20 protein-coding genes and 1 pseudogene are annotated in these 21201 nt (G+C 65.3%); 11 read left to right on the forward strand and 10 right to left on the reverse strand.

Annotation, left to right across the window (positions count from 1 at the left end; translation table 11 throughout):
* Nucleotides 1–33: 33 nt before the first annotated feature.
* Entirely contained in the window at nucleotides 34–2325 is a 2292-nt protein-coding gene (locus E3O54_RS00790) for a cation-translocating P-type ATPase (protein ID WP_134400730.1), read from the reverse strand.
* Nucleotides 2322–2543: a heavy-metal-associated domain-containing protein gene (locus tag E3O54_RS00795; RefSeq protein ID WP_134341785.1), complete on the reverse strand. Its 222-nt coding sequence runs from the start codon at nucleotides 2541–2543 to the stop codon at nucleotides 2322–2324. Before E3O54_RS00795 ends, E3O54_RS00790 begins: the two co-directional genes overlap by 4 nt.
* Before the next feature lie 344 nt (nucleotides 2544–2887).
* Here E3O54_RS00795 and E3O54_RS00800 point away from each other — a divergent pair, with 344 nt between their 5' ends.
* A complete protein-coding gene (locus E3O54_RS00800) occupies nucleotides 2888–3214 on the forward strand; it encodes a metal-sensitive transcriptional regulator (protein WP_166785345.1) in 327 nt (108 codons plus the stop codon).
* On the opposite strand, the gene E3O54_RS00805 is transcribed toward E3O54_RS00800, so the two are convergent.
* Both E3O54_RS00805 and E3O54_RS17115 read right to left on the reverse strand, forming a co-directional pair.
* Complete coding sequence (locus E3O54_RS00805) at nucleotides 3171–4229, reverse strand: beta-propeller fold lactonase family protein (RefSeq protein ID WP_134400731.1); 1059 nt, start codon at nucleotides 4227–4229, stop codon at nucleotides 3171–3173. The genes E3O54_RS00800 and E3O54_RS00805 overlap by 44 nt on opposite strands.
* Entirely contained in the window at nucleotides 4226–4351 is a 126-nt protein-coding gene (locus E3O54_RS17115) for a hypothetical protein (RefSeq protein ID WP_255570123.1), read from the reverse strand. The genes E3O54_RS00805 and E3O54_RS17115 overlap by 4 nt, the downstream gene beginning before the upstream one ends.
* 1064 nt (nucleotides 4352–5415) lie before the next feature.
* Between E3O54_RS17115 and E3O54_RS17240 the strand changes: the two genes are divergently transcribed.
* Complete coding sequence (locus E3O54_RS17240; RefSeq protein ID WP_134400732.1) at nucleotides 5416–5697, forward strand: hypothetical protein; 282 nt, start codon at nucleotides 5416–5418, stop codon at nucleotides 5695–5697.
* 4 nt (nucleotides 5698–5701) lie between these two features.
* On the opposite strand, the gene E3O54_RS00820 is transcribed toward E3O54_RS17240, so the two are convergent.
* The 5 genes and pseudogenes from E3O54_RS00820 to E3O54_RS00840 all read right to left on the reverse strand — a co-directional run bounded on the left by E3O54_RS00820 (nucleotide 5702) and on the right by E3O54_RS00840 (nucleotide 10063).
* Nucleotides 5702–6955, reverse strand: a complete 1254-nt coding sequence (locus E3O54_RS00820) for an MFS transporter (RefSeq protein ID WP_134400733.1) — start codon at nucleotides 6953–6955, stop codon at nucleotides 5702–5704.
* A pseudogene (locus E3O54_RS00825) lies at nucleotides 6948–7333 on the reverse strand (ArsR/SmtB family transcription factor). Before E3O54_RS00825 ends, E3O54_RS00820 begins: the two are co-directional and overlap by 8 nt.
* A gap of 215 nt (nucleotides 7334–7548) precedes the next feature.
* Nucleotides 7549–7731, reverse strand: coding sequence for a hypothetical protein (locus E3O54_RS00830; RefSeq protein ID WP_134400734.1), 183 nt, complete (start codon nucleotides 7729–7731; stop codon nucleotides 7549–7551).
* Nucleotides 7728–9680, reverse strand: coding sequence for a cation-translocating P-type ATPase (locus tag E3O54_RS00835; RefSeq protein WP_134400735.1), 1953 nt, complete (start codon nucleotides 9678–9680; stop codon nucleotides 7728–7730). The genes E3O54_RS00830 and E3O54_RS00835 overlap by 4 nt, the downstream gene beginning before the upstream one ends.
* Complete coding sequence (locus tag E3O54_RS00840; protein WP_134371653.1) at nucleotides 9677–10063, reverse strand: helix-turn-helix transcriptional regulator; 387 nt, start codon at nucleotides 10061–10063, stop codon at nucleotides 9677–9679. Before E3O54_RS00840 ends, E3O54_RS00835 begins: the two co-directional genes overlap by 4 nt.
* Nucleotides 10064–10185: 122 nt before the next feature.
* Here E3O54_RS00840 and E3O54_RS00845 point away from each other — a divergent pair, with 122 nt between their 5' ends.
* From E3O54_RS00845 to E3O54_RS00885, 9 genes are all read left to right on the forward strand, one after another.
* Nucleotides 10186–10998 (forward strand): bile acid:sodium symporter, encoded by an 813-nt coding sequence (locus tag E3O54_RS00845; RefSeq protein ID WP_241976706.1) that lies wholly within the window; start codon nucleotides 10186–10188, stop codon nucleotides 10996–10998.
* Between the two features lie 409 nt (nucleotides 10999–11407).
* Nucleotides 11408–12889, forward strand: a complete 1482-nt coding sequence (locus E3O54_RS00850) for an NAD(P)/FAD-dependent oxidoreductase (RefSeq protein WP_134400737.1) — start codon at nucleotides 11408–11410, stop codon at nucleotides 12887–12889.
* Between the two features lie 8 nt (nucleotides 12890–12897).
* Entirely contained in the window at nucleotides 12898–13362 is a 465-nt protein-coding gene (locus E3O54_RS00855) for an SRPBCC family protein (RefSeq protein WP_174720165.1), read from the forward strand.
* A gap of 443 nt (nucleotides 13363–13805) precedes the next feature.
* The gene (locus E3O54_RS16700) at nucleotides 13806–14006 is read left to right on the forward strand and encodes a zinc-ribbon domain-containing protein (protein ID WP_255570146.1); all 201 of its coding nucleotides are present in this window, start codon (nucleotides 13806–13808) and stop codon (nucleotides 14004–14006) included.
* 506 nt (nucleotides 14007–14512) lie between these two features.
* Nucleotides 14513–14836, forward strand: a complete 324-nt coding sequence (locus E3O54_RS00865) for a zf-TFIIB domain-containing protein (protein ID WP_104102983.1) — start codon at nucleotides 14513–14515, stop codon at nucleotides 14834–14836.
* Between the two features lie 132 nt (nucleotides 14837–14968).
* Nucleotides 14969–16150: a DUF2092 domain-containing protein gene (locus E3O54_RS00870; protein ID WP_134400739.1), complete on the forward strand. Its 1182-nt coding sequence runs from the start codon at nucleotides 14969–14971 to the stop codon at nucleotides 16148–16150.
* 10 nt (nucleotides 16151–16160) lie between these two features.
* Complete coding sequence (locus E3O54_RS00875) at nucleotides 16161–17144, forward strand: ABC transporter ATP-binding protein (protein WP_233191527.1); 984 nt, start codon at nucleotides 16161–16163, stop codon at nucleotides 17142–17144.
* On the forward strand, nucleotides 17131–18012 hold the full coding sequence (locus E3O54_RS00880; RefSeq protein ID WP_104102992.1) for an ABC transporter permease: 882 nt from the start codon (nucleotides 17131–17133) through the stop codon (nucleotides 18010–18012). The genes E3O54_RS00875 and E3O54_RS00880 overlap by 14 nt, the downstream gene beginning before the upstream one ends.
* A 273-nt stretch (nucleotides 18013–18285) precedes the next feature.
* Nucleotides 18286–19773 (forward strand): amino acid permease, encoded by a 1488-nt coding sequence (locus E3O54_RS00885; protein WP_134400740.1) that lies wholly within the window; start codon nucleotides 18286–18288, stop codon nucleotides 19771–19773.
* Here E3O54_RS00885 and E3O54_RS00890 read toward each other — a convergent pair.
* Nucleotides 19770–20996 carry a CdaR family transcriptional regulator gene (locus E3O54_RS00890; protein WP_134371641.1) on the reverse strand — a complete coding sequence of 409 codons (1227 nt, stop codon included), beginning with the start codon at nucleotides 20994–20996 and terminating at the stop codon, nucleotides 19770–19772. The two genes, E3O54_RS00885 and E3O54_RS00890, sit on opposite strands and share 4 nt — an antisense overlap.
* Between the last annotated feature and the right edge of the window lie 205 nt (nucleotides 20997–21201).

Below are 21201 nucleotides of genomic sequence, written 5' to 3' on the forward strand. Positions count from 1 at the left end.
ACACTGCTCGACCTGTGAATGCGATCTCGCAGGTCACTTGATGGTGGCAGGATGTGCGGTGAGCGTTCCGGTAGGTATCGGGGCACCCGCCACGTTGAGTCCGCGAAAGCCGCGCAGCCGGAGGCTGTTGCTCACCACGAAAGCAGATGACAGTGCCATGGCCGCGCCGGCGATCAACGGGTTGAGCAAGCCCAGCATAGCCAGCGGGATCGCCGCCACGTTGTAGGCGAAGGCCCAGAACAAGTTGGCCTTGATGGTCGACAGGGTGCGCCGGGAGAGTCGGATCGCATCAGCTGCTGCGATGAGGTCGCTTCTGACCAGGGTCAGATCGCTGGCCTCGATGGCGACATCCGTTCCCGTTCCCATCGCAATGCCCAGGTCCGCGGTGGCCAGTGCCACAGCGTCGTTCACGCCGTCGCCGACCATGGCAACCACGCGACCCTCGCTCTGCAGCTCCCGGATGATCTGCGCTTTCTCGGCCGGCAGCACACCGGCACGAACGTCGCTGATACCGACCTCAGCCGCAACGAAGGCCGCGACGGCCTCGTTGTCGCCGGTGAGGAGCACCGGCTGCAGACCCAGGCGACGGAACTCCGCGATCGCGGCAGCGCTGGTGTCTTTGACGACGTCAGAGACGGCGAGGATACCCCTGGCCTGGCCGTCCCAGGCGACGGCGACCGCGGTTCGACCCTGTGCCTCGAAGGCGGCCAGCACCGTCTCGAGCTCTGACGGAAGCGGGATAGTCCACTGTTCCGTCAGCCAGCGCGGACGTCCCACGAGAACGACCCGACCGCCGACCAGGGCTTGAACGCCGAGACCGTCCGTCGACGCGAAGGACTCGGGTGACGGTAGTTCGCCGGCGCGTTCCCGGGCACCAGACACAATCGCCTGGGCGATGGGATGTTCGGAACCCGTTTCCGCGGCTCCGGCGAGGTGAAGCAGGAGCTGCTCGTCTCCACCAGCGACGGGAACGGCGGCCACGAGCGTCATCCGGCCGGTCGTGACCGTGCCGGTCTTGTCGAGCACGATGGTGTCTACCCGGTGGGTTGATTCGAGAATCTGGGGTCCCTTGATCAGGATGCCCAACTGCGCACCACGCCCGGTGCCCACGAGCAGAGCTGTCGGGGTCGCCAAGCCGAGCGCGCACGGGCACGCGATGATGAGCGTTGCCACGGCCGCGGTGAATGCGACGACGGTCCCTGCTCCGAGCAGCAGCCAGACCACAAGGGTGGCCAGCGACAACCCGATCACGATCGGGACGAAGATCGCTGAGACCCGGTCGGCGAGGCGCTGTACCTCGGCCTTACCGGTCTGCGCCTGTTCGACCAAGCGGCCTAGCTGGGCGAGCTGCGTGTCCGCGCCAACGCGGGTGGCCCGCACGACCAGGCGACCACCCGAGTTCAAGGTGGCGCCGACCACGGCTGCGCCGGGCCCGACCTCGACCGGAACGGACTCGCCGGTGAGCATGCTGACGTCGATCGCCGAGTTACCTTCTACAACGGTTCCATCCGTGGCGATCTTCTCGCCGGGACGGACGACGAACTGGTCGCCGACGACCAGCGACGCGGTGGGGACGGTGGTCTCGACACCATCCCGCAGAAGGGTCGTCTCTTTCGCCCCGAGTTCGAGCAGCGCCTTCAGCGCGGCACCAGACTGTTTCTTCGCACGGGCCTCGAAGTAACGGCCGGCCAGGATGAACACCGTGACGGCGGATGCGACCTCCAGGTAGATTTCATCGGCACCGCTTCCCGGGGTGGCGGTAAAGCTGAAGGCCATGGTCATGCCCGGGACTCCAGCCATCCCCAGGAAGAGAGCGTATAGCGACCAGCCGAGTGCGGCGAGCACTCCGATACTGATCAGGGTGTCCATAGTCGCAGCACCGTGGCGCAAATTCACCCAGGCAGCGCGATGGAACGGCCATGCTCCCCAGACGGCGACCGGGGCGGCAAGGGTGAGAGCCAGCCATTGCCAATTGGTGAATTGCAGCGGGGGGATCATCGAGAGCAGGAGCACGGGGGTGGCGAGCACGGCGGACAGGATCAGCCGCTGGCGCAGGCTGGCCACTTCGCGGTCTTGGTCCGTGGGCACATCGAGTGTCGGAGCCTCAGGCGGTTTCGGACGTGCGGCCGTGTATCCGGTCTCCTCAATCACCGCGATGGCATCCTCAACCGTCGTGCCGTCAGGGATGAGGACACTGGCCTTCTCGGTGGCGTAGTTCACCGATGCCTCGACCCCGGGCATCCGGTTGAGTTTTTTTTCAATTCGCGCCGCGCATGAGGCGCAGGTCATGCCGCCGACGAGAAGGTCGACCTGCTCTCCACTCATCGTGTCGCCGTGACCAGTTCGTAGCCTGCCTCATCGATGGCGGCGGCCACAGCGGCGGGATCGAGGGGTCTGGAGCTGGAGACGGTGACCACGGAGACGCCGCCCGGAACAAGGTCAACGTCCACGGCTTCGGCTCCGGCGACCTGGCCCACTTCGGCCGTCACGCTCTTCACACAGTGAGAGCAGGTCATTCCCGATACCTGGAAAGTGGTGGTCATGCCGGTAGGTTCTGCGGTGCGCTCGGATTTGTGATCGTGCGACCCGCACGTGCACGAAGAGTCAGTAAGACCAAGGTCGTTCTTATTCGACGTCGACATAGTATTCGCGATTCCTTTCGTTCCCCCGGCGATCGAAGCAACCGTCGGGACGTACTTCCAGGGGATACACCCACGGTATACCCCAGGGGGGTACCCGGTCAACATGAGATCGGTGCGCACAGTTGGTCACCCCGCCGCGTGTGAGGTATACCACCCGGGGGTATACTCGGAAAATTCAAAGTGCCACCACTCGCCGGCAGGCCACCAGGATCGCGCGGGGCAGACCAGATCGGATACACACACCAATGAGTGATTTCAGCGACAAGAGCGCGATGACAACCCACGCTGGCCCGCACGGCTATATATCGAGCAAAGACGCGTATGTGAAGCGCCTCCGACGAATCGAAGGACAGGCCAGGGGATTGCAGGGAATGGTTGCAGATGAGCTGTACTGCATCGACATTCTGACGCAGATATCAGCTATGACCAGCGCTCTGCAGTCCGTGGCCTTGGGCTTACTCGAGGACCACATGAGCCACTGTGTTGTTGCCGCTGTCGCTGCCGGCGGTGAAGAAGGCGACGCCAAGATCAAGGAAGCTTCAATCGCAATCGCACGATTGGTCCGCTCCTAACCTCCCCCATGCGCACTGCGCCGCCAGCGCCTGAAAGTACCTGGTGCTTCATCGTCGACGAGTCGCCAGAAACCACCGGAAGCTCCAACTTTGTTTCCGGGGACGGTTCGACGGTTTGCGTTGAGAAGCTGATTCCATTTGGTGTGGATCCGACCGGGATACGTGCCACAACGGTGAGCGACTTCAGATCGAGGACGGCGACCGTGTCTGCGGCCATGTTGGTGACGTACGCGTGTCGGCTGGAGGGGTCAATGACGACGCCGTGGGCGCCGTCGCCCGTCTTCACGCTCTTCACAACCTTGAATGTATCGACACTCAGGATCGAGACTGTTGTGCATGGTTCGTCGTCGGTGCCCTGGTTGGCTACCAATAGGTACTTGTTGTCCGAGCTCACGAACGTCTGGATCGGCCCGGAGCCGACCGCGGTCTTTCCGATCAGCTTGCGGGTGGCCACGTCTACCTTGGCAACGGCATTTTCCCCGCTGAGCGAGGCGTACCCGAAGCGTCCGTCCGGTGAGAATGCCACTTGGGCGGGCGCCGCGCCGACCTCAATCTCTGCGACCTGTGAGTTGGTTGCGGTATCGACGACGCCCAGAATCGTTCCGCCGATGTTGGCGACGTAAATCCATTTTCCATCGGGGCTTGGCCGGAGCCCGTGTGGGCCTGTCCCGACGGGGATGGTGGCCACCGACTGCATCGTCGAGGCATTGACTGCCGTCACGGTGTCGTCAGCGTTATTGGTTGTGTAACTCGTCGTGAGATCCGGAGTGACGACAACGTGAGCAGGCATGGCACCGGTGGCGACCATTCCCGTCACAGCCAACGTAGATGCGTCGAGCTTGATCGCCATAGACGTGGATCCACTGACGGCCCACACGGACTCCCCATCGGCTGTCGCCTGCACATTGTGTGGGCTCTTAAGACCGGTCAGGGTGGTTGCGACCTTGTTCGAGGCCGCGTCGATGGCTGTCAGGCTGGCGCCATCTTCGCTGGCGACCCAGACCGTTCCAGTCACGAGACCTCATGCATGGCTACCCGGGCCTCCGGGTCATCGGTTGTGGTCATCAGAATTGCCGTCGCGGCCGCCACGATGACCAGGGGGATCGCGCCCATGGCCAGTGCACGTCTTCTGTTCATTGCATTCCCGTCACTCATGCCGTTGTCTCTTCGGACGGACCCTCAGCGAGACCATGATTTGTCGAATTGTATTATTTACGATAATACTGCTTTCTAAACAGGCCTGAGCAAAAACGCGCCTGCGCATCGGCTGCTGATGCGGTCGCGGCGACCGGCGGTCAGAGCACATGCTCTCCGATGCCGCTGGTCCCGCAGCCCATGGCACGGTTCAATGTGTTCGACGCGAGGTCTTCAGGTAGCTGCAGATCTCGTCAGGATCGCATCCTGTCCGGCGGAGGAAGCAAGCCTCGATCCTCGACATAGCGCAGCGTTTTCGCCGTCATCCCGGCCACATCAGCCGTTCCTCCTATGCGCACCCTGTGCCCCTGCCATGACCGGACTCGTGGTCCGGCTTGACCTTCCAGCCGTGAGGAAGGTCGAGACTTGAGGTCCGTGCACACCGCACTGCGCGGCGGCAGCGCGATTGCCGATTGGAAGCACTTGGAGGATTCATGTGTAAAACAACGCCGACCGACTTTGACTTGGCGATCATCGGTTCCGGTGGTGCAGCATTCGCGGCCGCGATCCTGGCGACCAGGCTTGACAAGCAAGTGGTAGTGGTCGAGCGTGCAACTATCGGAGGCACCTGCGTCAATACGGGATGAATGCCGTCGAAGGCCTTGTTGGCGGCCGCCGAAGCTCGCCATGTTGCCTTGGATGCGAGGCGATTCCCCGGCATCGCAGCCTCTGCGGAGCCGGTGGATATGAAGGAGTTAATCGAGGGCAAGCGCGCTCTGGTCAACACGATGCGGGCCAGCAATTAGGGGGGACTTGATCGCCGAATACGATTGGGCCTTCCGTCACGGCGAAGCAACGTTCACGGGAACTACGGAGGAGCCGCTACTGGAGATCACCTCGGACGACGGCAGCGTGGAAACCATGCGTTCGGACCAGTACCTCGTGGCCACCGGCTCCGCCCCGTGGGCACCACCCATTGAGGCGTTGTCCGAGGTGGGCTACCTGACCTCGGCGAACGCCATGGAGCTAGACGAAGTGCCCGAGTCATTGCTGGTCCGGGGGGCTACGTGGCCCTCGAACAAGCACAACTGTTCTCCCGGCTCGGCTGCGAGATGACCGTCCGGGTGCGCTCCCGGCTGGTGTCGCAGGAAGAATCCGAGGGCACCCGCGACGTGATCGCCGAGGTGACAAGCGCCACCGGCAAGGAGACAATCCGGACCAGCAAGCTCCTCGTGGCCACCGTACGTAGACCCGCCACCGCGGACCTGCACCTCGACAAGGTCGGCGTCACAGTCGGGACACGAGGGCAGATCGAAGTCTCAGGCATGTTGACTCACACGAAGCCGTAGTCCTTCACCTATTGGCCTTCTGAAGCCGTGTTGACGCCGATGTCCACGACCGGACCGCCGTGAGCCCGGCGAGCCCGGCGAGCCCGGCGAGCCCGGCGAGTACGGCGATAGCGGCCAGGACGAGGGCAGTCGGGGCAAGTCCGAGCGTTGCCCCGAGGATCCCGGCCAGCGGGTTGGTGATGATGAAGCAGGCGTGGGAGAGCGAAAACTGGACGGCGAAGACCGCTGGCCGGTTGGTGTCGTCGGAGTAGCGGCGGAGGAGCCGGGCCGACGGCGTGAGGATCAGTGCGGTCGCGGCGCCGAGAACGAACCAGACCGTGAGCACGCCGGGCCAGGCCGGCGCGGAGTCCTGAGCCAGGACCAGCAGCGCGACGGCGACGAGCCCGCTCGGGAGGATGGCGCATCCGGTCAGCATCACGCGTCGATCCGGATAGCGATCCAGCACCCGCGGCAGGTTGAGGGCGACGAGCATGGAGCCGAGTCCGTAGCAGGCGAGGGTGATCGCGAAATCGACCTGGGTTCGTTCGAGGCTGTTGTGCACGAGGATGACGGTGTTGACGATCACCATCGCGGTAGACGCGGCGACGACGAGGTTCATCGCGAGCAGTGCACGGAGCGGCGGGGTGCGCCAGAACACGCGCACGCCTCGAGTGAGCCGGTCGACGAACGGGGCGGCTGCGGTGGATCTCATCGCCGGGAGGGTGGTGGAGAGCACGAGTGTGGCCGAGCCGACGAAGCAGAGCGCTGTTCCCACGAGCAGGGAATGGTGGCTGATCACGATCAGGAGCGCGGCCGCCAGGATGGGACTGAGCAGGGATTCCAGGTCGTAGGCCAGACGGGACAGCGCCAACGCCCGCGTGTATTCGCTTTTCTTAGGAAGAACATCCGGGATCAGCGCCTGGAACGCGGGCGTGAAGGTCGCGGAAGCGGCCTGCAGCACAAAAATGAGAAGGTAGATCTGCCAGGCCTCGGTGACGAACGGGAGCGAGATCGCAACCCCGGCCCGGAGAACATCTGAGGACACCAGCAGCACCTTGCGGGGGACGTGGCTGGTGAGCGCGGACACGACCGGGGCGACGCCCACATAGGCGAGCATCTTGATCGTCAAGGCGCTGCCCAGGACGATGCCGGCATCCCCGCCGGTCAGATCGAAGGCGAGCAGCCCCAGTGCGACGGTGAGCAGGCCGGTGCCAATCAGCGCCACAACCTGGGCGCTGAATAGTTTTCGGTAGGCGGTGTTCCGCAACACGTTACGCATGCGCGTCCACCTCAAGGTCTGTGCTGGCGGTGTCGTGCGGGTGCCGGTGGTGGGCCGGAACGCCATCGAGGGCGTGTTCGGCCTGAAAGATGGCGTCGGGGACAAGCTGGCGGGCGTGCTCGTTTGCGAGGCGATAGAACACCCGGGTTCCTTCGCGCCGGGTAGTCACGATGCGGGCGAGGCGCAGCTTCGCCAAATGCTGCGATACGGCGGCCTGGGACTTGTTGACGATTTTCGCCAGTTGGTTTACCGACAGTTCGAGTCCCGCAACGCGAGTATGACCCGGATGCGCGTGGCGTCGGCGAGCATCGCGAAGACCTCCACGGCCAACTCGACATACTCACTTTCTGGGCCGAGTGTGCAACCATCCTCATGCATTCATGCGCAGTGTGTTACACACGGGCGAGCACGTTGCGGTGGCTGATACGGCCAGGCTACGAGTGTCCACCTGTCGAGCCGGTCGATGAAGTTTCTGGCGTCTCCGCTGAATCGCTGGGCCGTGCCTGCGTGGAAGGTCCTGACATGCCCAGCGCCGAAGGGATGGTGTACACGGTCAGCGCTGCATTGACCAGACCGGTGATCGCGGTAATGGTCTACGGGACCAGATGCACGTTGATCGCCGCGTCGGTCGCGGCCCGCACGGCCACCCAGCCGATATGCGCGGACCTGAATCCTCGTGCCGTCCCGGCGGACGCGCGGGAGTTGTAGAGAAGCCGGATGCTGATCAACCCCAGGTCGGGGGCCACCCCGCGCGAGAGCGTGGCTTCGGCGTTCACGCTGCCGCTTCCAGTGCTGGGGCGGACTGCGCGGCTCCCAGCGCGGTTCTGCGGCTCAGCCGGCCCGCCCGGACGCCGTTGGCGATCACGACGATTTCGGCCAGTTCGTGGATCAGGACCACGGCGGCCAGGCCGAGCGTGCCGAATAGTGCCAAGGGAATGAGTACGGCGATCAGCAGCAGGGACAGGCCCACGTTCTGGAGCATGATGCTCCGGGTTCTCCGCGCGTGGTCGAGCACCTGGGGTAGGTGGTTCAGATCTTCGCCCATCAGGGCGATGTCGGCTGTTTCGATGGCGACGTCGGAGCCCATGGCGCCCATGGCGATGCCGGTGTCGGCGGTTGCGAGGGCCGGCGCGTCGTTGACGCCGTCGCCGACCATGGCTGTGGGCTGGCGGGCTTTGAGGGTGCGGATGATTTCCGCTTTGTCCTCGGGGCGGAGGTCGGCGTGGACTTTGGTGATGCCCGCAGCCTTCCCCAAGGCGGTGGCGGTGACCAGGTTGTCGCCGGTGAGCATGACCGTGGTGTATCCGGATGCGCTCAGCCGGTCTATGACCTGCCGGGTTTCGGGACGCAGCTCGTCACGGACTGCGATGGCGCCGATGACCTGCCCATTGTCCTCGATGAGGACAGCGGTGGCGCCGGCCCCTTGCATCCGCTGGACGTCGGCGGCCAGGGGGCCGGCATCGATCCACCCCGGCCGGCCGAGACGTACACGTCGCCCGTCCACCCGGCCCTCCAGGCCGGCGCCGGGGACGGTATCCACGTCGGTGACAAACGCCCGGTCCGGAGCCGCGGCGAGAATGGCGTGGGCGAGGGGGTGTTCGCTGCGGGATTCCAGACCGGCCGCGAGGAAGAGGACATCGTCTTTGGAAGCGGATCCGGTGGTGGCGACATCGATCACGGCGGGTTTGTTGCGGGTGAGGGTTCCGGTCTTGTCCAATGCGATGGTGCGGATCCGGCCGAGGGTTTCCAGGGCACCCCCGCCCTTGATGAGAACGCCCATGCGGCTGGCGGCGCCGACGGAGGCGACCACGGTGACCGGGACGGAGATGGCCAAGGCGCAGGGCGAGGCGGCGACCAGAACGACGAGCGCACGTTCGAACCACAGCAGTGGTTCGCCGACGATGAAGCCGAAGATGATGATCAGGACTGCAACGATCAGGATGCCCGGAACCAGCTTGCTGGCGATCGAGTCGGCCAGCCGCTGACCGGGCCCCTTGCGGGACTGCTCGGCCTCCACGATCTGAACGACCCTGGCCACCGAGTTGTTCTCAGCGGTGCTGGTGACCTCAACTTCGAGCGGGCCTGTGCCGTTGATGGACCCGGCATAGACCTCGGTTCCCGGTCCCGCCTCGACGGGGACGGACTCTCCGGTGAGCGCAGAGGTGTCCAAGGACGTGCGGCCGATGATGATCCTCCCGTCGGTGGCTAGACGTTCCCCGGGCCGGACGACCATGCGGTCGCCGGGGGCGAGTGCTGACAGGGCGACGGTGACCTCGGCGCCGTCGCGCAGGACGATCGCCTCAACCGGGACCAGGTCCAGCAGTGCGCGCAGACCGCGGCGGGTTTTCGCCAGGGAGTATTCCTCAAGCCCTTCCGAGATCGCGTAGAGGAATGCCAGCATGGCTGCTTCCTCGAACTGCCCGAGCGCGACCGCGCCGGCGGCGGCGATCGTCATCAGTGTACCGACCCCGATTTTGCCTTTGAGCAGTCGTCGGAGGGTGGACGGAACAAATGTCCAGGCGGCAATCAGAAGCGCCATGATTTCCAGCGGTAGCAGCAGCCCCTGGGGGCCGCCGGTCAGCGAGACGATCCACGCGGCAAGGAGAAGTGCACCGGAGGCTGCCGCCGCCCGGATCTCGCTCACCTGCCAGAAACTGGCGGTCTCCTCCTCTTCGGATGCCTTGGTCCCGTTTTTCTCGTCGCTGCAACCGCAGGCAGCACTCATGGTGTGCGCTTCTTTGTCAGGGGGACGCCGGTACTGCCGGTGCCGTAGATCGGGCACAGGCTGACCGCGTTGCCGGTTGCGGCGAGTAGAACCTCGGCCTGGGCGAGCATGTCAATCAGCTCCGGACGAGACAGCGAGTAGTACACGCTGCGGCCCTGCATACGGCCTTCCACCAGGCCGCACTCACGCAGGCACGCGACGTGCGCCGAAACCGTGGACTGGGCGAGGCCCAGCTCGTCGGTAAGGTCACTGACCCGTACCTCGCCGCCGGCCATTCGCTTCACAATGCTCAACCGGGCTGGGTCACTGAGGGAGTGGAACAGCGCCGCCGCAGGATCGCGTTGCTCGCACCCATCGGACAGAACCGAAGATTTGATCGTCATTAAACGATGATAGCGCTCAAGGTGGATCCTTCTTCGCTCACCGCCGGGAGTCGGACATCGGCCCATCCGACGCGAGGGTAAGGGCGTTGTGCGTATACACGATGGCGGGACCCGTGCGGTGGATGGAGCGCCGGCGGATTGTGGATATCCGTTTTCTGGGCACCGCGATTGCCGTCGACTTCATCGTCGTTCCGGTGGTCGCGTTCGGCCCGTCACGATTCGTTGCCTGCGACCGGGCACTGCTCCTCGGTGCCCCGCTCGTGCTGCTGACTCCGTGTGTCGACTATATGATCGTGTTCACCGGTCTGGCCGGCGGGGCACGTGAACGACTCCTGGCGGCCACACCTCTGTTGATGCTTCTACAGATTGTTCTACTTCCCATCTACCTGCTGCTGTTCGCCGGCCCGAACACCGTCTCGATGATCGAGATCGAGCCGTTCCTCGAGGCGTTCCTCGTCCTGATCGTGATTCCCCTGCTGGCAGCGGTCACGGTTCAATGGGTTGGCCGTCGGCACCGGTTCGGCCGGGCAATCGAAGCCGTCCTGCAGGTTATTACGGTGCCGCTGATGATGGCCACCCTGGCGGTGGTGATCGGATCCCAGATCGCGGCGGTGGACATGCGGATCGCCTCGCTTCTGCTGGTGGTGCCGCTGTACATCGCGTTCCCGGTCATCATGGTCGTCGTCGGGTTGTCAGCGAGTCGACTCGCACGCCTGGACGTGCCGACGACCCGCGCGCTCGTTTTCAGCGGGTCCACCCGCAATTCCCTGGTGATGCTCCCTCTGGCGCTCGCGCTCCTGGAGTCCCTGTCCGCGGCCGCACTGGCCGTGGTGACCCAGACCCTCGTGGAGCTGGTCGTCATAGTGATCCTCGTGCGTCTCGTACCTCGGCTCACCGGCCAGCGTCGAGCCGCCGACAAAATCGCACATCGATGACGGATGTGGCGGCGCATCCAGTGCCGCCTTCGGTCTATGAGAGGCCTTTCACTCTGTGTACAACACGCGCGAGGATGTGACCAGAAACGCGCCGAAGACCCCTTGGCGTGACCAGAGTTGGCCCGTATTCGTCCGTGCCAGCGCGTGCACTTGCCACATCAAAACCGCGGAAATCCGCGGCATTTTGCCCCTGTAGCGGGTGGGCCGCACGGCCGAGACTACTGTCAGTTGTTTGGGTTCGAGTCCAGGCACCTCAGCACTACCGTGAGTTTTTATGAAAACCTGAGATTTGCGTATTTCCAGTCACACTGTTCGCACCGGGGACACTCAATCGCTGTCGTCGGCATGGTGTCTGTGAACGACGTCAGGGCACTAGGGAAGACTCTTCCCATGACGAGTGGAGAGTGACATGGTGACTGCGCGCCGAGGAGTGCCGGAAGTTGATGCGATCGTGGTCGGCTCCGGGCCCAACGGCCTCGCCGCCGCGGTCACCCTCGCCCGGGCCGGATTCTCTGTGCGCGTCTACGAGAAGTCCGCCGGCGTCGGTGGCGGCGCCGCGACCGCAGAACTGACCTTGCCGGGCTTCCACCACGATGTCTGCTCCGCCGTGCACCCACTCGCGCTGGCTTCGGAGTTCTTTCAACGATTCGGGCTCGCGGATCGGATCGAACTGGCAATTCCCGAGGTTTCTTACGGCCACCCGCTGCCGGGCGGCACCGCCGGCCTCGCCTACCGCAGCTTGACGCGCACCGTCACCGAACTGGGCAGGGACGGCGCGGCCTGGAGTCGGTTGTTTGCGCCCCTCGTGGCGCATGCCGAGCAGGTCGCTCAGTTCACCGGTGCGCAGCTCCTGCGACTGCCGAAGCATCCGGTCACCGCGCTGCGCTTCGGCTTACGCTCCCTCGAACAGGGCAGCCCGCTCTGGGGCCTGCGCTTCTCGGGCGAAGCCGCGCCTGCCCTGCTCTCCGGCGTCAGCGCCCATACGATCAGGTCGATGCCGAGCATCGTCACAGCCGGTGCGGGCCTCACCCTCGCCACGTATGCGCACGCGGGCGGCTGGCCGATACCGGTCGGCGGCAGCGGCGCGATCGTGACCGCGCTGGTCGACGATCTGCTCGCTCATGGCGGTGAGATCGTCACGTCGACCGAGGTGCGGCGGCTGAGCGAACTGCCGCCGGCCCGCGTGGTGATGCTTGACCTGACGCCGCGTGCGCTCCTGCGACTCGCCGAGGGCGAGCTTCCCGGCGCCTACGCGCGACGGTTGCGCGCCTTCCGGTACGGAAACGGCGTCGCCAAGGTCGACTTCGCGCTTTCGGGTCCGGTGCCCTGGCAGGCTGCCGGGGTGCGGGCGGCTGGCACCGTGCACGTGGGCGGCACTCGGGCTCAGATCCGGCGAGCCGAGAACACCGTTGCGCGCGGCGGACACGCCGAGGAGCCGTATGTTCTCGTGTCCCAGCCCAGCGGCACCGACCCCAGTCGCGCGCCGGCCGGTCAGCACACTCTTTGGGCGTACACCCATGTTCCGCGCGGCTCAACCATCGACCAGACCGAAGCGATCGTGCGCCAGATCGAGCGCTATGCCCCGGGTTTCCGTGACACGATCCTGGCCAGCGCCGGTCGCACCGCGACGGAGATGGAACAGCTCAATCCCAACTACGTCGGCGGTGACATCTCGGCCGGCGAGGTGAGTCTGACCCAACTCGTGCGCCGCCCGGTACTGTCCACTGACCCTTGGCGCACCCCCCTGAGCGGCGTGTACCTGTGCTCGTCATCCACACCGCCGGGCCCCGGCGTGCACGGCCTGGCCGGCTGGTACGCGGCCCTGAGCGCTCTTCGACACGACCTCGGGGTGCGCACAGCCCCCGATCTTTCCCCGACTAACCAGAAATAGGTGACACAGTGGCCGTGACCTACCGCACCATGAGCTGTCCGCCCGAGAACGTTTTCGCCGTCCTCGCTGACGTCTGGCTGTACCCGAGCTGGGTCGTCGCAGCCTCCCGCATGCGGGCTGTCGACGCGGCCTGGCCGACAGCCGGAAGCTCCATCCATCACTCGGTGGGCGTCTGGCCGGCTCTGATCGACGACTCCACCTCTGCTCTGGAGTGGGAATCACCTGGGCACGCGTTGTTCACGGCCCGTGGCTGGCCGATCGGGAAGTCCCACGTGGCCCTCAATGTGAAGGCACGAGGTGGCGGATGCGTCGTGCGCATCACCGAGGACGCCACCGCCGGCCCCGGCCGGTTCGTGCCCTCCTTCCTGCGCGACCCGGCCATCAGTATGCGAAACGTGGAGACTTTGCGCCGGCTCGCTTTCCGGGCCGAGGGCGGTGCCGAGAGGGGCCCGAGAGCGCTCACCGACGCGTGACCACCCCGGTACCGCGGCCATGATTGAGATGACCCAGTCCCAGTCCCAGCACGCTGGAGCGGACAGGAACAGCCGGGTCACGGGTGCCTCGGCCAGCAGATTACCCAGTGAGGTGTCTGCGGCATGTCCCTCGGATGGGACGGGCCAACATATTATTGACGGCACTGCCGCGGCCGCGGTGAAGAGAGTCGAGCCGTTCCATGTGCACCTGGAAGGACCACAATGTCAAACGTCATCAATCATCTGCCGGCGCAGTCCCGTATGACCGCAGGGAACCCGAAAAAGTGACCATCCCGAATCGTTTAGACGCCGATGAGTTCGACCGGCCTCGACATAAGAAGTCCGACTCCGTGTCCGATCCCGCCGCGCAATCGGGGAAGTAGATCGTGTTCCTTCTCTTCGGCACGCGTGCGCATCGTGCCGTGATAAATGTTGTCTCGTTTGTGTGCGGATATTGTGGGACTCTGGCCCAGCAGCGGGTGGTGAAAAAGTCGACGAAGCTTACGCTGTTCTTAGTGCCATTGTTTCCCCTTGCCAAGTCGTACGCCAACGAGTGCACCAACTGCGGTGGCACCACACGACTCACCGCCACCCAGGTTCGGCACTCATTGGATTGGGCGACATCACGGGCCGCAGAAGACTAGGAAAGTTCAAAACAGCAAAGAGTTGTCTGCCCTGAGCCCGTGCCGCTGCGCACTGGCGTCGACGGACAGGCCTGGTTCGGAGAGCAACGCCCGAAGTCCTCCGGGAAATGGTTCGATTGAGTCGACCGCGTTGTCCTCAACGACCGTCTTATCGACACCCAGCAAAGTCCGCCATAAAGTTAGAGACCGCACGCCGTTTTCCTGCCCCTTGAGTTTCTGTTCCTAGACAGTCAGAAACCTAGACAGGAAGCGGCGTGCGGCCGTTAAGGCGCTCCGCAACACCCACGGATGAAGCAGGAGAGCCAAAATCTCCGTCGAATTCGTTCAGGACGGAGTTGTCCATCCGTGAAACCGTTACCGCCGAAAGCGATTGGTGCGCACTCCCCTCACACCACCGCGAGCGCCCGTGAACATCCATAGGGACGATTTCTGTCATCCGACGACTCTCAGGATCAGTCCGGTCGGGCGTCTAGGATCGAAAGTCCACGACGTCCTGGAGGAATCTTATGAAGTGCCCAAATGACTCAACCACCCTCGTGATGAGCGAACGCAGTGGTGTGGAAATCGACTACTGCCCCGAATGCCGCGGCGTGTGGCTGGACCGCGGCGAACTCGACAAGATCCTCGACCGCGTGGAAAAGGAAGCCGCCCAGGCAGCGCCGGTCCCACCGGTCGCCGGGGCACCGGTTCAGCCGTATCCGGACACCCGCAACCGCGCGCAGTACGGCGAGCGCGACCGGAGTTATGACGACCGAGACCGTGGCTACGACAACCGTGACGGGTACCGTCCCAAGAAAAAGGAGAACTGGCTCGGCGAACTCTTCGGTTAGACGTTCGCGGGCTCACCCGCTCACGGCTCGGCGTCTCTATTTGTGAGCAACCTCCCAGCGGGATTCCGAGCCGACTGTCAGAGCCCCGGCGTAGCATCAGGATATGAATCGTTTCGGAACAGGTCGTTGATCATGTCACGCAATTCAACCAAGTGGCTTCCCGCCATCGTCGTTCCGGTTGTCATCGCCGCCGGTGTGATTGCTGTACCTCTGCAGGCCGGTGCAGCCGTCGATCTGCCCGACAAAACGCCCGAGCAAGTGCTACTCATGGTCAGTGACAGCACCATCAGTGCGTTCTCCGGCACCGTCGAGAAAACAGCCGAGCTGGGACTACCCGACATCGACCTGAGCGCCGGCATGTCCGAGTCCATGAGCGACTCGATGGCCGAATCCGCACCGGAAGGTACGACCGAACCGGGGGCGGCGGCCACCGGAGCGCTCGCCTCCGTGATGGAACTCTTCAGCGGCTCGCACACGGCCCGCATTTATGTGGACGGCAGTGACTCCGACGGCCCCGCGAAAGCCCGCGTGCAGATCCAGGACCGCATGGCCGAACGCAACGTGGTGAGTAACGGCACGGATGTATGGACCTACGACTCCAAGACCAACACCGCCAGCCACCTGACCATCCCCGCCGACGCCCGGGCCATCGCCGAGGCGAAGTTCGCCGAAATAGTTGACTCTGCCCCGGCCGGTCTGTCGACGCCCTCGCAGGTTGCCGAGCGCTTTTTGAGTGAGATCGACCCGAGCACCACCGTCTCGGTCGGCACCGACGGCACCGTGGCCGGTCGCACGGCCTATGAGCTGGTGCTCACCCCCAAGACCACACGGACCCTGGTCGAATCGGTGTCGATCTCGGTCGACTCTGAGACGGGGGTGCCGCTGCAAGTCACCGTGCGCGCCGACGGCCAGGAAGACCCCGCTCTTCAGGTCGGCTTCACCGCCGTCGACTTCAGCACCCCGTCCGCCGATTTGTTCGACTTCAGCCCGCCAGCCGGCACCACCGTCGAAGAGGTCGCCCTTCCGGTCATGCCCGAGATGACCGAGATGCCCGCCGACCAGGCCAAGCCTGAGATTCCGGCTGAGAAGCTTCCCCTCGTGACGGGAAGCGGCTGGGACGCCATCGTCGCAGTGCCCGCGGCATCCGTTCCGTCCGAACTCAACGCCAACCCGCTCATGTCGGAACTGGCGACCGCGGTCGACGGTGGGCGACTATTCTCAACAGCCCTGGTCAACGTGTTTCTCGCCGATGACGGCCGTGTCTTCGCCGGATCCGTTCCGGTGGAGATGCTCCAGGCCGCCGCCGCCCAGTGATCACGACACAGTGACAGCCGCAACCCCGGCTCCCGATCTCGCGATCGAGAGCCGGGGTCTCACCAAGCGCTTCGGCGAGCAGATCGCCGTGAACGAGATCGACCTGGCCGTCCCGCGCGGAGCGGTCTTCGGATTCCTCGGGCCGAACGGCTCCGGTAAGACCACCAGCATCCGCATGCTGCTCGGCCTAACCCAGGCCAGCAGTGGGCAGATCAGCGTGCTGGGGCAGAGCATGCCCGACAGTCTGCACGCGGTGCTGCCGCGTGTGGGCGCCCTCGTGGAGGGACCGGCGTTCTACCCATTCCTCTCCGGAGCCGCCAACCTGCGCCGGCTCGACACCGCCGACCGCAACGCGCCGTCTAGCACGCGAGGCGCCCGGGTCGAGCAGGCGCTGGCGCGCGTGGGCCTGACCCACGCCGCCGGCAAGAAGGTAGCTGCCTACTCGCTGGGCATGAAGCAGCGCCTCGGCATCGCCAACGCGCTTCTGCAGCCGCGCGAGCTGCTCGTGCTCGACGAACCCACGAACGGGCTTGACCCGCAGGGCACCCGCGAGGTGCGCAGCCTGGTGCGGTCGCTCGCGGCCGAGGGCACCACGGTCTTCGTCTCGAGCCACCTGCTCGCCGAGGTGGAGCAGATGTGCACTCACGCCGCGGTGATGAGCGGCGGCAACCTCGTGGCCCAGGGCACGCTGGCCGACCTGCGCCACGTGGGCCAGACGCGGGTCCGCGTGCGCACACCGGATGCCGCCGCGGCCGCAGCCGTGCTGACCGGCCTCGGTCTGGCACCCGTGCACAGCGACGTGCCGGAGCAGGATCCCTGGGTCGCGGCTCCGCTGCCCCGAGAAATGTCGGTCGACCTGACCGGGCAGCCGGAGTCCATCGTCACGGCTCTCGTCGCCGGTGGCGTGCGCGTGCGCGGTTTTCTGATCGAGGAATCCAGCCTGGAAGAACGTTTCGTGGCCCTGACCGGAGAAGGTTTCGATGTCCTCCAATAGCGTGGCGAGCTCGAAGGTGTCGGGCAACGGCGTTCCGAGCAGGCGCCGATCAGCCGGACCGGCCCTGCTCGGCTCCGAGCTAACGGTGCTGTTCCGCCGCCGCCGCACCTGGGCGATGCTGGTCGCCATCGCTCTCATCCCCATCCTGCTCGCCGTCGCCGTGCGGCTTTCGTCGGAGACCTTGGCACCGGGAGAGGGCCCGCCCTTCCTGGACCGGGTCACCCAGAACGGCCTGTTCGTGGCGTTCACCGCCATGATCGTGGCCATCCCGTTGTTCCTTCCGCTCACCATCGGCGTCGTCGCCGGCGACACCATCGCGGGGGAGGCCGGGCAGGGCACCCTGCGCTACCTGCTCGTGGCCCCGGCCGGGCGTTTGCGCCTGCTACTCGTCAAGTACGCCGGCGTCGCCGTGTTCTGCCTGGCCGCGACGTTGACCCTTGCGGTGGCCGGGACCCTGATCGGGGCCGCACTGTTCCCGGTCGGGCCGGTGACGCTGCTCTCGGGCGATGTGATCAGCGTGCCGGAATCGCTGCTGCGCTCCGGGCTGATCTCGCTCTACGTGACAGTCTCACTGCTCGGCTTCGCGGCGATCGGGTTGTTCATCTCCACCCTCACCGATGTTCCCGTGGGGGCGATGGCCGCCACGGTCGTGGTATCGGTCGTCGTGCAGATCCTCGACGTGCTCCCGCAACTGTCGTGGCTGGATCCGTGGCTCTTCAGCCACTACTGGCTGGGCTTCGCCGACCTGTTGCGGCAGCCCATGGACCTGGGCTCGTTCGGCGACAACGTGCTCCTGCAACTGGGCTACATCGCCGTGTTCGGTACCCTGGCCTACGGCCGGTTCTCCACCAAAGACATCTTGTCCTGACCCTGTGTCCGGTTGGGATCACCACGCCCGAACAGCCGACGACGTTTGGCCCGCGGATGCTCGACACCTGTCGATCAGGTCTGGCCCGCGGCCGCGGGGTGCGGGCTGGGGTGCGCCTCGGCTGCCACCCGGGTTCGGGGGACGCCCGCCCGAGGACGTAGCGTTGCTACTTCAGAACCCGAGTCGGGCCGCTTCACAACCGTGAGGCCCCAACGGGTTGACACGGTCGTCCTCTGGGTGGCTGCGTCTGTGCCGTTTTGAGGAAGAAGCCCCATGCCTGAACGCACCACCGCGGTACCCGGAACCTCACCTACCGGGGCCGCAGCCCGAGACTCGCACGCGGATCCGAGCCTTGCTCGCTCGCTGAGTCGGCGGCACATCCAGATGCTCGCCATCGGCGGCACGATCGGAACCGGGCTATTCATGGGCGCCGGCAAGACCATCTCCCTCGCCGGGCCGGCCGTGATCGTCGTCTACATGATCATCGGCTTCATGCTTTTCTTCGTGATGCGGGCCATGGGCGAGATCCTGCTGTCCAAACTGAACTACAAGTCGTTCAGCGACTTTGCCGGTGACCTGCTCGGCCCGTGGGCGAGCTTCTTCACCGGCTGGTCATATTGGGCGTTCTGGGTGGTCACCGGCGTCGCCGACATCGTGGCCATCTCCGGCTACGTCGACGTGCTGGCACCGGGCACGCCGCTGTGGATCCCCGCGCTACTCACTCCGGTTGCGCTGATCCTGCTCAACCTGCCGAGCGTCAAGGCGTTCGGTGAAGCCGAGTTCTGGTTTGCGCTGATCAAGGTCGCCGCCATCGTGGCCCTGATCGGAACCGGCCTGGTAATGATCATTACGCACTTCACCTCCCCGTCGGGTGCCGTGGCCGGCTTCGAGAACATCTGGAACGACGGCGGGATGTTCCCGCACGGCGTCGCCGGCTTCGTGCTCGGCTTCCAGATCGCCATCTTCGCCTTCGCCGGAATCGAGCTTGTCGGCACCGCGGCCGCGGAGACGAGGGACCCGGAGAAGAACTTGCCCCGAGCCATCAACACCATTCCGCTGCGGCTGCTGCTCTTCTACGTGGGTGCCCTGGTGATCATCATGTCGGTCAACCCGTGGCGCACCATCGACCAAGGCAGCAGCCCTTTCATCGGCATGTTCGCCCTCGCCGGGCTGGGGGTCGCGGCCATCGTCGTCAACCTGGTCGTGCTCACCTCCGCCGCCTCGAGTGCCAACTCCGGCATCTACTCGACCTCCCGGATGGTCTACGGCCTCGCGCAGGACGGCAATGCCCCGAAGACCTTCGGCACGCTGAGCAGCCGCAAGGTGCCGAGGAACGCCCTGCTGTTCTCCTGCATATTCCTGCTGGCCGGGCTGGTGCTGCTGTACACGGGTGATTCCTTCATGGGCGCTTTCACGCTTGTCACCTCGGTGGCATCTGTGCTGACGATGTTCGTCTGGTCCATCATCATGGTCAGCTACCTCGCCTTCCTGCGCCGCCGTCCCCACCTGCACGCCGCCTCGAAATACAGGATGCCGGGCGCTCGGTTCATGCCCTGGGTCGTGCTGGCGTTCTTCGCCTTCATGCTCTGGGCCCTGGGCCAGGCTGACGACACGCGCCTCGCGCTGGTCGTGGCCCCGGTCTGGTTTCTGGCCCTCGGCGCCGCGTGGTACGTCAACCGCAAGGCGCCGCTGCAGCAGGCCCGGATCGTGGAGTGGAAGGCCGACGTTCAAGCAGAGAAGGCCACGCTCGTCCGGCGCTAGATCCGCGGCCGCCGCGACCAGCGGTCTGCCTTCATCGCGAGGTGCAGTTCCAGCCGCACCTGGCCGCCCAGCGGGTCAGCGCCGATCAGGGTGCGGATCTTCGCCAGCCGGTTGTAGATGCTGCTGCGGTGCAGGTGCAGGGCCGCCGCGACATCCTGAACCGACCCGTCGGTGTCGTAGAGCAGTTCCAGCATCGGAAGCAACTCGTGGTTGTCGTCGAAGTCCCGCAGCTCGGTGAAGTAGACCGATTCCACGGGGGAAAGGTTGCGGCTGCTGGCCGCGAGGAACTGGTAGACGCCGATCTGGCGGAAATCGGCGATGGTGCCCAACCGAGCGTCGACGGCGGCGGCCTGCACCGCTTTGCGGGACTGGATGTAGGCATCCGGGAACCGTCTGAGATCGGTGAACACCTCGCTGAAGCCCATCAGGTCGGGGCGTTCGGGGGTGCCGCCGCGCCGGGCGAGTTCGTACCGATAGCGGTGAAGCATCTCGGTGTGTGCCACCTTGCCCGCTGAATCGCGCAGCAGCACAACCGCGTGGGTCTCGGTGCCGGCGCTGAACCGGGCCGCGTCGATGCCGACCGTGGCGTGCAGCGCCGAGATCCGCTGGAGCAGAACGCCGGCGGCGAAATCGGGCGTGGCGTCGCCGCCGTCGGCCTGCTCGACGGGGCGGGGCATCAGGGTGGCGAGATGCCACGGGCCGGTCCCATGAATCTGCGGCCAGCCCGCGATCTCCTCGATGGCGGATGTCTCCGCCTGGCAGGCCGCCAGGAATAGGGCCTCACGTTGCCGGCGGTGCTCGGATTCGGCGGTGTTGCTGTCGAGCAGGGTCTCGGCCAGCCGGTCCAGCTGGCCGCGCACGGCGGGTAGCTCACGGAGGATCGCCTCCGGGGATTCGTCGTGCGACCCCTGCATCGCCCACAGGTAGCCGACCCGGAACCCCCGCACCATCAGCGGCACACAGACGCGGCCGAGCATGCCCAGCGCGGCGTTGGCGGGGACGGCGACGGGACGGACCGCTGTGCTGATTCCGTGCTGCAACTGCCAGGCGCTGACGTCGGCGGGCACCCTCTTGCTCAACAGGAAATTGACCCGCACGCTGTCGGCGAGCGGCTGGTCCCGGCTGTACGCCAGCAGGCCTCCGTCGAGATCCTCGAGCGAGAGGGCGCGGTCAAGGCCGGCCGCGAGGTGTTCGACCAGGTCTTCGATTTCCGCGGTTCTCATTGGCTCAATGTTAGGGGGCCGGAGCAGGCCGGAAACGGACATCAGGCGACGCTTGCCGGGTTGACGCGCGACAACTGTCGAGTGACAAAGCGGTTCTTCATTTCGGTAACCGGTGCGGTCCGGAGCGAAGCCGACCGGGATCACCAGGAAAACCCCTGAACGCAAGGCTTATTTATGCTGCGGTGGAGCCGTTGTCGGCATCGGT

The sequence above is a fragment of the Cryobacterium sp. TMT2-4 genome, assembly GCF_004402575.1.
Lineage (GTDB): Bacteria > Actinomycetota > Actinomycetes > Actinomycetales > Microbacteriaceae > Cryobacterium > Cryobacterium sandaracinum.

Bases quoted from the DNA above. Each gene is read 5' to 3' on its own strand.
- E3O54_RS00790 (WP_134400730.1), bottom strand. From the start codon at position 2,325: ATGAGTGGAGAGCAGGTCGACCTTCTCGTCGGCGGCATGACCTGCGCC.
- E3O54_RS00795 (WP_134341785.1), bottom strand. From the start codon at position 2,543: ATGACCACCACTTTCCAGGTATCGGGAATGACCTGCTCTCACTGTGTG.
- E3O54_RS00800 (WP_166785345.1), top strand. From the start codon at position 2,888: ATGAGTGATTTCAGCGACAAGAGCGCGATGACAACCCACGCTGGCCCG.
- E3O54_RS17115 (WP_255570123.1), bottom strand. From the start codon at position 4,351: ATGAACAGAAGACGTGCACTGGCCATGGGCGCGATCCCCCTGGTCATC.
- E3O54_RS00820 (WP_134400733.1), bottom strand. From the start codon at position 6,955: ATGCGTAACGTGTTGCGGAACACCGCCTACCGAAAACTATTCAGCGCC.
- E3O54_RS00835 (WP_134400735.1), bottom strand. From the start codon at position 9,680: ATGAGTGCTGCCTGCGGTTGCAGCGACGAGAAAAACGGGACCAAGGCA.
- E3O54_RS00840 (WP_134371653.1), bottom strand. From the start codon at position 10,063: ATGACGATCAAATCTTCGGTTCTGTCCGATGGGTGCGAGCAACGCGAT.
- E3O54_RS00845 (WP_241976706.1), top strand. From the start codon at position 10,186: ATGGAGCGCCGGCGGATTGTGGATATCCGTTTTCTGGGCACCGCGATT.
- E3O54_RS00850 (WP_134400737.1), top strand. From the start codon at position 11,408: ATGGTGACTGCGCGCCGAGGAGTGCCGGAAGTTGATGCGATCGTGGTC.
- E3O54_RS00865 (WP_104102983.1), top strand. From the start codon at position 14,513: ATGAAGTGCCCAAATGACTCAACCACCCTCGTGATGAGCGAACGCAGT.
- E3O54_RS00870 (WP_134400739.1), top strand. From the start codon at position 14,969: ATGTCACGCAATTCAACCAAGTGGCTTCCCGCCATCGTCGTTCCGGTT.
- E3O54_RS00880 (WP_104102992.1), top strand. From the start codon at position 17,131: ATGTCCTCCAATAGCGTGGCGAGCTCGAAGGTGTCGGGCAACGGCGTT.
- E3O54_RS00885 (WP_134400740.1), top strand. From the start codon at position 18,286: ATGCCTGAACGCACCACCGCGGTACCCGGAACCTCACCTACCGGGGCC.
- E3O54_RS00890 (WP_134371641.1), bottom strand. From the start codon at position 20,996: ATGAGAACCGCGGAAATCGAAGACCTGGTCGAACACCTCGCGGCCGGC.